At 66.3% G+C, this 15,800-nt stretch carries 8 protein-coding genes; 7 read left to right on the top strand and 1 reads right to left on the bottom strand.

What is annotated here, in order from left to right; genetic code table 11:
• The first annotated feature begins 223 nt into the window (after nt 1-223).
• Genes FRCN3DRAFT_RS0203865 through FRCN3DRAFT_RS49120 form a run of 3 tightly spaced genes read left to right on the top strand, consistent with a single transcriptional unit; the run spans nt 224 to nt 3,452 of the window.
• Nucleotides 224-1,816, top strand: a complete 1,593-nt coding sequence (locus FRCN3DRAFT_RS0203865) for a hypothetical protein (protein ID WP_131803343.1) — start codon at nt 224-226, stop codon at nt 1,814-1,816.
• Nucleotides 1,813-2,712: a hypothetical protein gene (locus FRCN3DRAFT_RS0203870; RefSeq protein WP_007508658.1), complete on the top strand. Its 900-nt coding sequence runs from the start codon at nt 1,813-1,815 to the stop codon at nt 2,710-2,712. The genes FRCN3DRAFT_RS0203865 and FRCN3DRAFT_RS0203870 overlap by 4 nt, the downstream gene beginning before the upstream one ends.
• The gene (locus tag FRCN3DRAFT_RS49120) at nt 2,709-3,452 is read left to right on the top strand and encodes a DUF6339 family protein (protein WP_007508657.1); all 744 of its coding nucleotides are present in this window, start codon (nt 2,709-2,711) and stop codon (nt 3,450-3,452) included. Before FRCN3DRAFT_RS0203870 ends, FRCN3DRAFT_RS49120 begins: the two co-directional genes overlap by 4 nt.
• Nucleotides 3,453-3,475: 23 nt before the next feature.
• Here the strand turns inward: FRCN3DRAFT_RS49120 and FRCN3DRAFT_RS0203880 are convergent, their stop codons facing one another.
• Complete coding sequence (locus FRCN3DRAFT_RS0203880) at nt 3,476-5,599, bottom strand: UvrD-helicase domain-containing protein (RefSeq protein WP_007508656.1); 2,124 nt, start codon at nt 5,597-5,599, stop codon at nt 3,476-3,478.
• Nucleotides 5,600-6,081: 482 nt separating this feature from the next.
• Here FRCN3DRAFT_RS0203880 and FRCN3DRAFT_RS0203885 point away from each other — a divergent pair, with 482 nt between their 5' ends.
• The 4 genes from FRCN3DRAFT_RS0203885 to FRCN3DRAFT_RS0203900 all read left to right on the top strand — a co-directional run bounded on the left by FRCN3DRAFT_RS0203885 (nt 6,082) and on the right by FRCN3DRAFT_RS0203900 (nt 15,792).
• Nucleotides 6,082-9,270 carry a helicase-related protein gene (locus FRCN3DRAFT_RS0203885; protein ID WP_232793910.1) on the top strand — a complete coding sequence of 1,063 codons (3,189 nt, stop codon included), beginning with the start codon at nt 6,082-6,084 and terminating at the stop codon, nt 9,268-9,270.
• Entirely contained in the window at nt 9,267-11,099 is a 1,833-nt protein-coding gene (gene drmB, locus FRCN3DRAFT_RS0203890) for a DUF1998 domain-containing protein (protein ID WP_007508654.1), read from the top strand. The genes FRCN3DRAFT_RS0203885 and drmB overlap by 4 nt, the downstream gene beginning before the upstream one ends.
• An 83-nt stretch (nt 11,100-11,182) precedes the next feature.
• On the top strand, nt 11,183-14,023 hold the full coding sequence (locus FRCN3DRAFT_RS49125; protein WP_106410134.1) for a sigma-70 family RNA polymerase sigma factor: 2,841 nt from the start codon (nt 11,183-11,185) through the stop codon (nt 14,021-14,023).
• The gene (locus tag FRCN3DRAFT_RS0203900; protein WP_007508652.1) at nt 14,020-15,792 is read left to right on the top strand and encodes an AIPR family protein; all 1,773 of its coding nucleotides are present in this window, start codon (nt 14,020-14,022) and stop codon (nt 15,790-15,792) included. The genes FRCN3DRAFT_RS49125 and FRCN3DRAFT_RS0203900 overlap by 4 nt, the downstream gene beginning before the upstream one ends.
• The last annotated feature ends 8 nt before the right edge of the window (nt 15,793-15,800 follow it).

Consider the following 15,800-nt stretch of genomic DNA (forward strand, 5'->3'; position numbering starts at 1 on the left):
CTGGGACGCACGGATCGCGGGCGGCTCGATCTCGTACCACGTCGATGCCTGGCGGGTGAACGACGAGCAGCGCCGCACCCTCAGCACGGTGGTGTTCAAGGACCTGCCGGACCATGACGACCCCGCGATCGGCGATCGGCTCCGCACCGACGACCTGTCCGTCCTCGTCGTCACGGACTCGGGCACTCAGGGGCTTCGAGGACCCACCCGCGCGGACGTCGCTGTGGACGGCCCGACCGATTTTGTGGACTTCGTACGAAACATCGGCCGCGACGAAACCAAGCACCTCGGCGCTGGCACCTACGGCTTCGGCAAGGGCGTCCTCTACGAGGCCAGCTCCTGCTCGACGATCGTCCTCTTCACAAGGTCGACGGACGCGGGCAAGCCGGTTAGTCGGTTCATGGCCGTGGCTCTTGGATCCGCATACGCCCGGCCCGAGGATGGGCAGCGTTTCACAGGTCGCCACTGGTGGGGCGAACCCGACGCTACGACCGGCGCCGAGCCCGTGCTGGGCCAAGCTGCCGAGGATCTCGCGGCGAACCTCGGGATGACCCGCATTCCCCGCGACGGAACGGGCACCGCGCTCATGGTGTTGGCTCCGAAGCGAGATCCTGGTCAGAACCTCCGCGACGTCGTTGCCCGCATCGCAGCAGCCGCCTCCTGGCACGCCTGGCCGCACGACATGGGCGCACTCACCGGCGGTCCCTCGATCGATTTCGGGTTCGACTGCGACGGCGATCCGGTCCCGCTCCCGGCCAGGGACAAAGGCGTGCTGCGGCACTACACGAGCGCCTACCGGCTGGCACAGGCGTTCTACAGGGGTGACATCGAGAAGGGCAAGCACGGCCCGCACACGGTGACAGAGATCCGTTCCGAGCGGCCACCGAGGAGGCTCGGTGTGCTGGTGAACCGCGGCTTCGAGCGGGCACCGAAGTCTCCTTCCAACTTGCTCGAGGCGCCCCCAGCCGACCTTGAAAACAGCATCGCGCTCATGAGAAACCCACGGTTCGTCGTCAGGTACCTGGAGATCGGGGTTCCGAACAGCTCCGCAGGAGCCGCTGGTGTCTTCGTTGTGGACCCCGACCTGAACGACGACTTCGCCCGCTCCGAGCCAGTGACCCACGATGACTGGATCCCCGACAACGCACAGGCGACGAAGCACAAGGCCAACCCCGTTCGCGTGGCCCTGCGCAAGCTGCGGGACGAGGCGAAGAAGACGTCGACACCACCGCCCCTTCCAGGTTCGGAGGGTCTACACGCCGGCGTCGTTGGCATCTCCGAGCTGCTCGGGCGCTTTCTAGGTGACGCCACCGCAGCCGATCCCGGCTTGTCAGCGGCCGTAGGGCGCGGCGCGCCCGGTGAAGCAGGTGGGAAGATCTCGAGCGGCTCCCAGCATGAGACCGGGGCTCCGGGCAACGGCGCGGCGGCCCGGAGCGGCGGCTCCTCTGCACGGGTGTCAGTGGTTCTCGACCGGCGCCACCGACTCGTGGCCGGGGATTCGTCGGGGACGGAGGTTGAGTTCGGCTTCCGATTGAGCAGCAGCAAGAGGTCACGGACGGTCTACGTCACCGCGGTTCCTCGAGTAATCCTCGACGGCAGCCAGGCCGAGCCCGCCGAGAACGCGCCGGCGGGCGCGATGGTTCCGTCGGTGCTGGGCTGGCGGCCGGCCGGTAACGATCACGCTTTCGTCGCAGGCAGCCGCCTCGTCGTCCGTCCCGATGATTCGGCCGCATGGACCGTACGCATCCTCCAGCCGCGTGACACCGCGGTCACGGTCGTCCTAGACCTGGAGATCGCTGAGGATGGGGTCGGATGAAGGCGCCGGTTAGCCTTGGTTTCCTGACGCCGAAGCCAGGCGACATCCGGGGGGCGGACTGGCATCTGACCGCGGTCGGTCATCCCGTGACCGATGATCCGACCCGACTGCCCGAATGGGATTACTTCAAGGACGTCAAGGTCCATCGGACGCTGGAAGTGGACCTGCCCAAGGTGCTCGCCGACTGCCGGCTGCCGGCGGATGCACGTCTCGAGGCGACGATCAGCTGGCACTCGTCCTGGACCAACCTCCGTGGCGCCCTCCCGGGCATTCCGATCAGCAGTCGCGCCACCGAACTGGAGCTGAAGCTGCCCGGCGAGCAGTTGGGCGGCCGTCTCACTCTCGACACCCATGTACTGCTTCGCCGGCCCGGTGCTTCTCAGCACCCGCTCGCTCCGGCCCGGCCCGGCACGACGCTGTGGACGGAAAGCACCATCGTTGATCTCGGAAGTGACGCCCAGCGATTCCCGGTCGTCGCCGTCGACTTCGCTCATGCGGGCATCGCCGACGGCCGTGGTGGCGCCTGGGCGTTGTCCATCGAGGAGACGGACCTGGCTGCTTCCGCGACCGGTGCCGTTCGGCTCTACCTCAACAGCGCCCATCCGCGGATCCGTCAGATCCTCGACGCCGTCGAGCCATCCGCTGACGTGGAGCTGAGAGAGATCATCTTCTACGACGCGGCGAGAACCCTGCTCACCTTCGCGGCCAGCCACGATGATCTCGACGACGAGGCGGAGCACGACGCCGGGACCCTGGGTGACCTGCTCGTGGGCCTCGTCCGTGTGTGTTTCCAAGACAGAGGAGTCGCGGGGATGCGTGGGTTGCTCCGCGAGTCTCCGGGCGAGTTCGCGACGGAGCTCCAAGCGTCCCTTCGACTGCTGGAGCGCCCGGCGTGAACCATGTCTTCCCTAGGCTCGATCCCGGTGCTGCGCGCGTGCTGCTCGTCGAACGCACCGATGTGCCGCCGGACCAGTTGCGTTCCCTCGCCACCGCCGAACACCCGGGTATGGACTGGTACGCGACCGGGGGCTCGCGGATTTCACCGGACCGACTGATGGTCATCCGCGACAAGGTCTGCGCGCTGGCGGGCGAGTACGGCTGGCCAATGGCGCCGGCCGGCGGCTTCACCGACTTCGAGCACCGTCTCTACGAGCTCCTGCTCGGCACCTTGGAAATCATGCCGGCGGACGCGGCCGACGAGGGCGTGTGGTCCTTCCTCACGCTCGTCCTGCTTCCTGACATCGCGTTCTGGCGCTTCCCGAACACCCAGCGCAGCGCGAGCTACGAACGCCTGATCGGCAAGCCGCGCAATGTCTTCCGACGACTGTGGTGGCGGGCCTATGTGCTCGGGGCCGATCTCGCCGGCCAGTTGTTGGAGGACGAGGCAGTGGCCATCATGGAGCGCCCGACGCTGGGTGGTTCCCCGGCGGTCGCCCGCGCCATCGCTCGAACTCACATTGGCCTGGTCAGGGAGAAGGGGTCGCTGCCGAGGACCGCGCTTATGCGAGAAGCAACCAAGCGGCTCCGCCGGCTCACCACGATCCTGACGCTGCACGCCATGGATGAGGGCGATCTCCACGAAGTGGTGCAGGAGGTCTTCCTCGAGACGGCCTTCGCGCTCGGGCAGGACGTCTAGGGGTGCTGACCTCATTGGTGGCGTCAGTTGCCAGGCATCTGTAGAAAGGGACTCGGCGCACCTGACCAGGAGACCGAAAGAAACTCGCGGGCCCGGGTGCAGGCTACGTAGAGGAGGCACAACTCACGCAGGGTGTCTTGGGCGTGAGCGGCCGGGTCGTCGGCCTTCGGCGTGACCGCGTATGGAAGCGGAATCGAGCGAGCCGAGGCGTCGACGACGGCCATCGCACGGTACTCCAGGCCTTTCATGCGATGCATCGTGCCGATCTCGACGCCGCCACGCTGTTTGCGGTCGAGCGGGCTGCACGTGATCCCGGCCGCCTGCAGCGCCTCTGCTGCCGCGTCGGCCCCCTTACGAGTGCGGGCCGCGATGCCGATCGCGGCTTCGGCGACTCCCCCGTCGAGCCAGCCTCGGACCGTCACCACGAGTCCGTCCTGTTCGGCGGCCGACGTCGGGTAGCCACGAGTCGTTGGCGGCTGCGTGCCGCGGAACGCGGAACGATAGCCGTCCAGACTGTCCGTGCCGGCGTCGAGGTCGTCCACCGTCTGGCCGCCTAGCAGGGCAATCGCCCAGGTGAGAATCTCCTCGCTGGTGCGGTAGTTGAGACGCAGACGGTACGACCGCCCACGCACGTTGATCCCCATGGTCGTCAGGGCCACACGATGGTCATAGATCCGCTGGTGCGCATCGCCGACGATGAAGAGGTCGTCGGGCCCGTCGGACACCACAGCGCGTAGCAGTCGCCACTGTACGGGGTGCAGGTCCTGCGCCTCGTCAACGACGACATGTGGGAACAGATCGCCGACCGACATGGCACGGGCATATTTCGCCGCGTCGTCTGCGAGCTGGTAAAAGGTTCTCGCACCCGACTCGTGCATCAGACCTAGGAACCGCTCGACCGCCGTCCAGAGCTGGACACGCTGGGGCCTGGTCAGTGGCTGTGCCCTTCCGGTCCTGGAGACGGACAGGTAGTCCGCCAATGTCCTGGCCCCCTTAGCGAGGATGACGTTCTCCCACTCCTGGCGGAGCACAGTCGGTTTGAATGGCACGCCGGTCGCGGCCGCCGCGGCGGACCACATCTTCGCCAAGAGCTCGTCGTCGACGATCACCTTTGGGGTGGCACCCTCGGCCTCGGAGACGATGCGATGCGCGAGCGCGTCGACCGTAGTCACCTCGATCGAGGAACTGGAATCGATGCCGGACACCGAGTCGAGCGACCTCAGGCTCGCCCGAAGGTCATCGGCGAGTGTGCGCACGAAAGTCGTGAGCAGAACCGGCCGCCTCGACTTGGGCGGGAGCCTCCGCGCGAGATGATGTGCGCGATGAAGCGCGACGACCGTCTTTCCGGTACCGGCACCGCCGGTGACCCGGACCGGGCCCGCATGCCTCTCGCGGTAGGCGATCCGACGCTGCGACGGGTGCAGAAAGATCCGCCAGAGCTCCAGTGGGTGGTCCAGTGCCTCCTGTAGTTCTCTGGCGCCCTTCGGAACGAACACGGTCGGTGAGCCGAGGGCTCCGGTCGTTGATGCATCCGGAAGCGGCATGCCACTGGTGGCACCGGTCCGGATGCCGAGTTCAGTCCGAACCTCGCGCAGGGTGAAACCAGCGGCGAGCATCTCCATCGCCTGGTGCTGACTCGCCGGCATTGCCTGGGCAAGCAGGTCGAGGTCGGCGTCGGACCGGACCCGGCGCACGACCGGGAGGTAACTGGCCTCGATGCCAAGTTCCAGGAGAACGACGTTGTCGTACGCGTCGAACATGCCAGGCGACGGGTGCGCCTCCGCACCGGGAAGCGCTGCCGCTGCTGCCCGCATCGCGGAGACATCCACGATCTCCACGTCCTGCGTCGCGGAGTTGATCGCGAAGGTGTGGTTCTCCAGCCAGGCGTACGCCTTGTCGTGCTCGAGTATGTCGAACAGGATGTAGTGGTCACCTTCCGTAGGTGCCATCACGACGCCCCGCCAGAACTTGGTGACCCGGATCGTCCGTCCGCGATCATCTGCGATCGCATGGGGTTTCTCGAGATGGAGCCCGGCGATCGTGCTCTCCTGGAACTTCCCGAGGAGCTCCGGAATCCGCTTTTGGACTTCCTTCGGAAGATCCGGAAGCCGCTTGAAGAAGCTCTGCGCGAAGCCTAGCGACGCCATGGACACCCCGAGCGTTCGATCCGACACACCAGGTGGGTGCGGAACGCCTGGCTGACAGGCTGCCCGAACCCCGGGAACAGCCGTGTACGCGCCGATCCCGCGACGCAGCACATAGTAGTCTCGCGTCACAGGATGACGTCCCTTCGGCGGTTCCTGCGCGCAAGCTGACGTCATCCTCCGCATCCCTGGGACAGCACAACGCACACCCGGCGGCTCACGATCGCCGTGCAGCTGCAGTCTGCGACGAAATCTATCCATACGAGTAGCAACAGCGAACGGAGGGACATGTTCGGCTCGACGGACCATCAACAGTCGCGACGGCGCCTCCGCGTCAGGCCAGCCTTGCTCTCCGTAACGTAGCCGCGCCCAAAGACGCGCGGCGTGGACGACCGATACAGATCATCCCGATGGCGATCATCAGACATGAAACGGGGGCGTCGGTGACTTCCAGCGTGGACGACCGACGGAAGATCATCGAATACTTGGAGCGTCAGCTTGTAGGGCCCGTCAACGGCCGCGACGAGGTGCTCCAAGAGGCGCCTGACCGGCGGTACCTGACCGGTCTGCTGTACCCGCGGACCGAGGTGACCTCGTACCAGTCCACGCAAGCCACCGAAGCCGCGGAGCAGGATGGCGAGATCCTCGACGAGGTCCCCGGTCAGGTGGGCAACCAGGCTGACGAGGCCGACGAAGATCCCCTGACGCTGGCCGGCCAGAACAAGCCGAGCTCGGTCGGCCTTAGCTTTGTCACCAGCGAGTGCTCCCCGATCGTGGTCGAGGTCGAGGCCGCGTGGTACCTGTCCGCTGGCCATGGTCGGGACGTCCGGCAGGAATGGCGAAGGACACCCATCTCACTCGTCGGCGACGACGCCGTGCGCATCGAGCCTCCCGACGACGCCGGGCGGCCGCGACTCACGGATCGCAGACTGATCCTCGATGGCCGCGCGAGCGTCGAGGTGGTGTGGCGGCGGCACGGACCTACCGGCGCCATCGTCACTGTCTCGTTGGTGAACCAGATCCGAGCCGAGACGCACGCCGAGATCACGGCCGGCTGTCTACTCCAGGTCACCATGCGCGCTCGTCCTGCGCAAGGAACGATCGAGCGTTACCCCAGCACTCCGCATCTCTATGGCGATGACGAGACTGAGGAACTCGAACTCCTCTACCGGAACGTACCGACCTACGCGATCGGACACGGCGCAGCTGCGGCCTGGACCGGCAATGGTCGGGAGACCCCGGCGTGGGTCCACACGGCATTCCTTCCCAGGCAGGTGGTGCCCGGGATCTCCTTCGAGGTTGCCGGTCATGAGAAGGTCCTCGACCTCGCCCGGCTCGCCGAGTTCGACACCACGGGCTGGCCGGAGCTGGTCCGCGGTCTGGACGAGTTCGTAGACAGCTACGAGACCTGGGGGGACGGCCTACAGGTCCGGGCCGACGGCGACGTCCCGCCCAAGCTTCGGGCAGCCGCGGCCCGCGTCATAGCGGACGTCGACGCAGCGCGAACCCGGATGCGCGCCGGCGTCCGGCTACTCGAGGCAGATCCGGTGGTCCGCCGGGCGTTCGCGCTCACCAACCGGGCGATGCTCAGGCAGATGGTCCACAGCGGACCGAGTCTCGCCGGTCAACCCCATGACCCCACCAGCGCCCCCGAGGTGAACCCGGACTACCCGGCAGACACGTATCGCTGGCGGCCGTTCCAGCTGGGCTTCCTCCTCCTGACCCTGGAGGGCGCTACCACCGAAGACTCGAACGACCGGGACCTCGTCGACCTGATCTGGTTCCCGACCGGTGGTGGCAAGACCGAGGCCTACCTCGGACTGACCGCATTCATCATCCTGCTACGCAGGCTGCGTGGTGGAGACACAGCGGCCGGCACGACAGTGATCACCCGCTATACCCTTCGGCTTCTCACCGCCCAGCAGTTCCAGCGGGCGGCAACGCTGATCTGCTCCTGTGAGCTTCTCCGTAGGGACAACGAAGCCGAGCTGGGTTCGGAGCCGATCTCGATCGGGCTCTGGGTCGGTGGCAACAACAGCCCGAACACGTACGTGGAGGCCAGGAAGCTGCTGCAACGGCTGCGTGAATCCGAACCGGCGACCGAGAGCTTCCAGATCGAGACCTGCCCGTGGTGCGGCACACGGATCACGCCCGACGAGAAGTCCGAGACCCCGATATGGGCGATCAGGTCGACCAACAACACGTTCGAGGTCTACTGCCCGAACCACCGCTGCCCGTTCCATGAGCGTCTGCCGCTCTCGTCCGTCGACGAAGATCTTTACGAGCATCCGCCGACGTTCCTGGTCGGCACCGTGGACAAGTTCGCACGGACCGTGTGGGACCCGCGCTCGGGCGTCTTCTTCGGATCGGGTTCCCAACCGGGACCCTCGCTGATCATCCAGGACGAGTTCCACCTCATATCCGGCCCACTGGGCACGGTCGTCGGGATCTACGAGGCCGCCTTCGACGTGCTGCTCAAGCACAACAAGACCCGACCGAAGTTCGTCGCCTCGACGGCCACGATCCGGCGGGCGGAGGAACAGACGAGAGGTGTGTTCGGCCGCGAGGTCGCACTGTTCCCACCCGCGGGCCTCGAAGCTGACGACTCCTACTTCGTCCGTACCGATCATGACGCTCCCGGACGGCTCTACACCGGCGTCATGCCACAGGGCCACACACCGCTAACGGCGCTGGTGCACCTAGCGGCGGCGCTGTTGCAGGCACCGGTCGACCTGGATCTCACGGCGGCCGGTCAGGACGCCTATCGGACACTCGTCGCCTACCACAACAGCCTCCGCGAGCTCGGCAAGACGATCACTCTCGCGCACGACGACATTCCGGCCCGCGTGAAGGTGATCGCCAGGGACGCCGAGAACCTCAGAAAGCTGACCGACGACGATGTCGTCGAGCTGACGAGCAACGTCGCCTCCCACAAGATCCCAGAGGTGTTGGAGCGGCTGGGCAGGGCTCACGACCAGGAGCGATCGGTATCCCTCGCGGCCAGTACCAACATGCTGTCTGTGGGTGTCGATGTCGGACGGCTCGCGCTGATGGTCGTGGTCGGCCAGCCCAAGACGACTGCCGAGTACATCCAAGCAAGCAGCCGAGTAGGCCGAAGTAAGAACCGCCCAGGCCTCGTCGTCACCCTGTACTCACCGTCCAAGCCCCGAGACCGGTCACATTACGAGGCATTCACCTCTGACCACGCGAAGTTGTACCGATCGGTCGAGCCGACCTCCGTAACCCCGTTCTCGCTGCCGGCCCGCAATCGAGCACTGCATGCAGACCTGGTAATCCTGGCCCGCCACGCCTGCGGTTGGAGCGGGGAGAAGGACGCTGCCCAGTTCGACCAGGACGACCCGACGATGACGACGCTTCTGGACATGTTCATGGCGCGGGCGTCCGACACCGTCCCGAGGGGGGTGGAGCACAGGGAGACGCGGGAGCGCGAGGCACAGGAAATTGAAAAGGACCTGTGGCAACTCGCCGCCGAGTGGCGGGAGAAGGCCCTCCAAGCGGGCAGCGACGAGTTCGGGCTTACCTATCGGGCGGTCAAGCACCGGCCTGGACTCCTCCGTCGGCATGACGAGGCGGGCGATGGCTGGGCGACGCTGGACTCCATGCGCAACGTGGACGTCACGGTAGCGATCAAGGTCAGAGGGGCGAACAAGTGACGATTCGGAAGGTCCGCCGATCGCAGACTGTCAGCCCGTTTGGACCCGGCGCCATCATCGACCTGGTTGGAGAGTCGTTCGTCGCCGAGGACGTCAGCCGATGGCCGCATGGCGCCGAGGCAATACATATGCCGAGGCTCGCGGCGTCCCTGCAGATCCATGAGATCAAGACAGCGCCCGTGCGAGGACTGCCCTACTATCGCTTCCCACAGTGGCTCTTCTGCCCGAGCTGCCGCCGCATGGAGCGTTGGAGCACGGTCCGGGAGAAGAAGGATCCCGTGCCTCGCTGCCAGAGCTGCACCAGGAAGCCGATCCCACAGCTGGTGCCGATGCGGTTCGTCGCCGTCTGCGCGCGCGGCCACCTTGGCGACGTCGACTGGCGACGCTGGGCGCACTCAGCCGCTCGGGCTGGTTCCTCCGGCCGGACGAGTGCCGGGACAAGCAGATGTGCAGACAGCCGGTTGACGTTCGAAACCAATGCCGGCGTTGGTGGTGGACTGCATTCGACCGAGGTCCGCTGCTCGGTCTGCGGCGCCTCGCGCTCTCTTGAGGACCTGCCGACGAAAGAGTCACTCAGACGTGTCGGGCAGCGCTGCACAGGGCGGCAGCCATGGCAGGTCGATGCTGAGGCCGTCTCGTGTGACGAACCCCTGGCCGCGGTCCAGCGAGGAGCGTCCAGCGTCTACTTCCCGGAGGTCGTCTCCGCCATCGACATCCCGCCGGAGTCGAACTGGAGCGTGCTGAGCAGCCCCGCGGTCCTGCTGAAGGCAAACAGCAACTTCAACCTGGTCCTAGACAACCCGGGCCACCCGGCGCGCAGCGTCCTCCTGGGAGTGGCCGCGACCGAGACCGGCCTGTCACTTTCTGAGGTTGAGTCCGTCCTCTCAGGTCTGGAGACCGATGCGGAGCCGTCGGCCCCGGCCAGCGACCGGGCTGACCTAATCCCAGACGAGTGGATGGCGCTCATCGACCCACCGGCAGGCCCGGACGCCTACGACAGGCGCAACAAGTTCGTCGCCCGCAAGAAGGACCTGACGGCGACGACGGTCGACGGACGCCTCAGCGCAGCGGCAAGTGAGCTGACATACCTGGCCACCGAGGTCACCATGGTCGAGAAGCTCCGCGAGGTCCGTGTCCTGGAGGGGTTCAAACGCCACAAGGCTGAGCAGCTGATCTCGGCGAACCTCGGCCCTTACCGGACGCTCCTGCCCGGTGTGGAGGTCTACGGCGAGGGATTCTTTCTGCGTTTCAACGAGGATGCGCTGGCGACGTGGGAGGCGCGGCTCGAGGTGATCGGCCGCGCTCATACGCTGACCGACCGGAAGGAAGACCGCCCAGAGTTCGCGTGGCTGCCCACGCCGACCTCCCGTTTCCTGCTTCTGCACACGTTCGCGCACCTGCTGCTGCGTCAGACCGCATTCGAGGCCGGTTACTCGGCCTCCTCACTGCGCGAGCGGCTCTACGTCACCGACCCGAAGTCCGGCCCCCGCATGGCGGGCGTACTGATCTACACCGCCGCCGGCGACACTGAGGGCACCCTCGGTGGCCTGGTTCGGCTGGGCGAACCCGATCGGCTCACGACGCTGGTCGCCGGCGCACTCACCGCCGCACGCTGGTGCTCGTTCGACCCGGTGTGTGGCGAGTCGACGGGGCAGGGACCGTACGGCCTGTCCATGGCGGCGTGCCACGCATGCTCACTGGTTGCCGAGACCAGTTGCGTGGCCGCCAACCGGCTGCTTGACCGCCGTCTGGTCGTGGACGAGGAGTTCGGCTTCTTCCGGAACATGCTGGCCGCGATCGACGGCGACCTCGACACCGGCTCATCGTGACAACTGCGCACGCCGAGGGGCCCAGAAGCGGAAAGACCGTTTCCCTGGACGCCCAACTGATCGTCGCATCTCCGGGTTCTGGGATGGCCCGCTCGGCAATGCAGCTCGCCGGACGGCTGACCTCGATGGGTCTGCGGGTCTCCGTCGTCGCCCAAGGCTCGCTCCTGATGGCCCAGCTCCGCCTGCGGCGCTTGGCTGACGACCGGGGCACGCGACTCGAGCGGTACCACTCGTTCTTTCCCGATCTCTGGCGGAAGTTGTTCCACAGCGATCCGCCGATGCTGGGACTGTGGGAGTACGACTTCGCGGCATGCCTCGACCGCGCGGTACGCGATGTCTCCCCACGCCGGGTCCGCCGACACGTCGTCGTCGTGGACGGTGGACAGCTTCCACGGGAATTCTATGTTCTGCTGCGCGTTCTGGGTGTCTCGTTGACGGTCTTCGTCGAGGCGGACGCAGGCGCGGGCGCCGGTGGTGCCTCCGCCCGAGAGATCGAGTCCGTTCTGGGCCAAGGCGCGGCGATATTCCTGCGCGAGAACAGCCGGAACACGACGTCGATCGCCCGGCTGGCCGCTCACCTCCGTGAGCAGGCCGGCGGTCGTCGACCGGCGCTGCCGGACCGGGGCGGCGCATCGCCAGTGCTCTGGCATGACCCGGACCTGACGGAGCTGACCAACCGGCTGCGCGACTATCGCGTCCAGCATCCGCGTGAGCGCATCGGAGTACTGGTCCAACAGATCACGCAGGTGGACGCGCTGTACCGGGCTCTCAGCCGCGACACGACGGGCTCGGTCCAGTTCCAACACAACGCCAGCTTCAGGCTCCCGGATGGGCGAATCGACTTGGATCGCTCGGGCCTGAAGGTCACGACCTGGGCCTCCGCACGGGGAGTCGAGTTCGACACAGTCGTACTTCCAGAACTGCAGGATGTCACGCTCGACCCGTCCATCCCGTCATTGGCGGGGGCACTGGAGTATCTGGTGACCCGGGCTCGCCGGATGGTCATCCTCGCCTACTCGGGCGACGGCGACCCTCGTATCATTCGCGAGCTTCCTCTCGACCTCATTGACGACCAGCGAGGCAAACCGTTCGTATACCACGAGTTTGGACCTGGCGAGCCCGCTGTCGAATTTCCGGCGCCCGACGAGGTGGCGGAACCCGCGGATGACGATTCGCTCGACGACGCCGAGGAAGATCCGGACGATCGGTCTCTGGCCCAGCCGGACAGGAAAGATCTTGGGTTGGTGGTCGGGGATCTCGATCCGGTAGCCCTCCCACCGGATGCTGTAGCCGCGGCGCGCCAGCTGCTCGAGGACGACCACCAGCGCCGCCGCCCCGACAAGCACATCCTGAACGCTGCGGAGGAGGTCGGCCTGGCGATGCTCATGCGACCCGATCGTCCGCTGCACGAGGACCTCGGGAGGGAATTCCGCAAACCACTCGCACCGAACGACGAGCGAGCCAGGTCGTACGACGCTCTGGTACTGCACAACCGGAGGCTCGTTTTCTCGATCGCACAGAAGTACCAAGAACAGGGCCTTGAAATCGACGACCTCATACAGCACGGCATGATCGGCCTGATGCGCGGCGTCCAGAAGTTCGACGCGACGAAGGGTTACAAGTTTTCGACCTACGCCACCTGGTGGATCCGTCAAGCGATCGCCCGCGCGGTCGCGGACGAAGCCCGGCTCATCCGACTGCCCGTGCACCTCGTCGAGAAGATCAACAAGGTCCGGCGAGTCCTCGGCGAGTTACACATGTCAGTCGATCGCGCGTCGATCTCCGCCGTCGCCGGCCAGGCTCGGCTGTCCGAACGCGAGGTCGAGCAGTGCCTCGTCCTCCTCCGCCGAGACGTCGTCGGCCTCGACCAGCCGGTCGGTGACGGCGGAGGCACGGTCCTCGGCGATCTGGTCGGTATCGCCGCCACCGATGCCGATCCGGACACGATCCTCGATGGAGAGTGGCTGCGTCTGATCGTGGCCAAGGAGCTCGCAGAGCTGAGCCCGAAAAGCACGGAGATCATCAGGCTTCGGTTCGGCTTCGAAGACGGCGAGCGGCAGACGCTGGAACAGGTCGGGCAGGTCTTCGGCGTGACCCGGGAACGAATCCGCCAGATCGAGAAGAAAGCGCTAGGGCAGTTGAAGGACAGGCTCCGGAAGGCATACCTGGAGGACATCGCCGGTCCGGGGCCCAAACCCGTGTCGCAGCCAGTACGTGGGCAGGTGATCCCGCTTCATGGCCGAAGGCCGCTGGCGCCAGGGCCATCCAGGGTCGTCGACGGCGCGGCGTCCACGCACGGCGCCGTTCAGCCAGCCAAACGCCACCCGACGGCCGCGCCAGGGGCGGTCGATGTCCAGGTCACGTCGCAGACCTCGGCGCCTGTTCCCACAGTCGAACCCACAATGGCGCCGACGCCCACCAAGAGTGGGTCGGCCGGCCCCGATGCCGGCGGGGTTCCGGTGGCTTCGCGGGATCCGTTCCTGCTCACGCACCCGGCCACCCAGGACTTCGGGACAGAGCGTGTGCCCGGCGACGGCCTGTCGGCGCTCGTGACGCCGTATGTGCTGCCCTACCCGGAGACACTCAACGAGGAGGATCTTCGGGAGGCCGGCGAGCCAGCCTCGTGGCGGGAGTCGCAGGGCCTCTATGTCGTGTCCGATGGCCGTTTCTGGTCCCTGGGTGGGTGGCTGGGCCTTCCCGATCTTGATCTCAGTGCGGACTTTTCTCTGGCCCGACTCGAGATCGAGATCGAGCCGATCCAGCTCGATGCCTGGCGCGGCCCCGCCCCCGACCTGCCGCTGGTCGTGCCGACTCCGCTACAGCCGCGTCTCACAGTGCTTGCGAAGATGACGAGACGACTTTCAGCCGATGTGTTCCGGCGCCACCAGGAACCACCCGCGACACCCCAGGACGGACGGCAATGAGTACAGAGATCACCGACTTCGTCGCCGAACTCCACCAGTGGGTGTACGAACGGGCATCGTCCGAGGAGATCATGCTGCGTGACGCGTTCGTGCAGGTCGCTGCGGAGGCTCTGACCGAGGACGGAACACTCGACAACCCGGAGTCCTGTTTCATCCGGATGCAGTGGAAGAACCGGCATATTGAGGTGGCTGGCTTCGACATCAGCACTGACGGATCGATCCTCCGGCTGCTGGCCGCGCACCACGGCGAGGCGATGGTCAAGAAGAGCCAGATCGACCAGCTGGTTCGGTACACCATCAACTTCGGCGAGGCCTGTCTGGCCGATCTGCCCGACAAGCTTGAGCGGTCCAGTCGGCGGGATATGGCCGAACGGATCCGGGACTCCTGGGCCGACTTCGAGCAGGTCCAAATCATCGTCCTGACAGACGGAGCCGCCAGCACGACCGGCGCCTGGGCCGACGACCTCACCGTCGGAAACCTGCCGGTGACCATCCAGCTCTGGGACCTGACCCGACTACACCGCCTCATGACCTCGGGACGCCGCCAGGAGGAGATCGTCATCGACCTCGTCGAGATGGGGTACGAGATTCCCTGCCTCGAGGCACCGAAGCAGGCCGATGAATACCAGTGCGTCCTGGCGGTGCTGCCTGCGCGACTGATCGCCGAACTGTACGATCGTCACCACAGCCGTCTGCTGCAGCGCAACGTGCGCGCCTTCCTGCAGGCCCGCACTAAGGTCAACAAGGGCATCGCGGAGACGATCAAGGACAATCCCGGTCGGTTCCTGGCGTACAACAACGGCATTTCGGCAACCGCGACGGCCATGGAGTTCGAGATCGCCGCCGACGGCCGCCGGATCATCCGCACTCTCCGGGACCTTCAGATCGTCAACGGCGGCCAGACGACCGCGTCGTTGCATGTCGCGCTTCGCGGCGGTGTCGAGGGACTCGCCGACGTCCATGTGGCCACCAAGTTCACGGTTGTCGGCGACCGGCTCTTGGACGAACTCGTCCCGAAGATCTCGATGTACGCTAACTCGCAGAACGCGGTCACCACGGCCGATTTCGAGGGCAATAGCGCCTACCACGTCGAGATGGAGAAGCACTCACGTGCTATCTGGACGCCAGCCGCCGGTGTCGTGGCGCGACAGACGCACTGGTACTACGAGCGGGTCCGCGGCCAGTACGACGTCGACCGGGCACGCTTCATGACACAGTCGAAGCGGAAGCAGTTCGACCTCGACAACCCCAAGAGCCAGAAGATCACGAAGACGGACGCCGCCAAGTACGAGTACGCCTATCGGCGCCAGCCACACGTCGTGAGCCTCGGTGGCCAGAAGTGCTTCCAGGAATGGTCGACGAAAGGCGAGCCGAGCATGAACGACGCACCGACCGACGCCGAGTTCCGCGACCTGGTCGCGAAGGCAATCCTGTACGCCCGGGTGCGCAAGCTCGTCCAGCAGCAGGGCTACGGTGGCTATCTCGCCAACATCGCCGCGGCCACGCTCTCCCTTGTCGTCGACCGCTTCGGCGGTGCGATCGACCTGAATCGGATCTGGCGAATGCAGGCGGTCCCGGAGGCACTCGAACGGATCGTGCCCGACCTGGCCACGCGGGTCCGCGACGTCATCACCAACCCGCCGGGGAACGGGAACGTGACCGAGTGGTGCAAGAAGGAGGCCAGCTGGCACGAGGTACAGCTGATCAAGTGGACACCCCCGGCCGAACTGGTTGCCGAGCTGGCCGTCCAGGCTTCCGATGCCGCCTGAGGCGCCGG

This window comes from Pseudofrankia saprophytica (assembly GCF_000235425.2).
Classification (GTDB): domain Bacteria; phylum Actinomycetota; class Actinomycetes; order Frankiales; family Frankiaceae; genus Pseudofrankia; species Pseudofrankia saprophytica.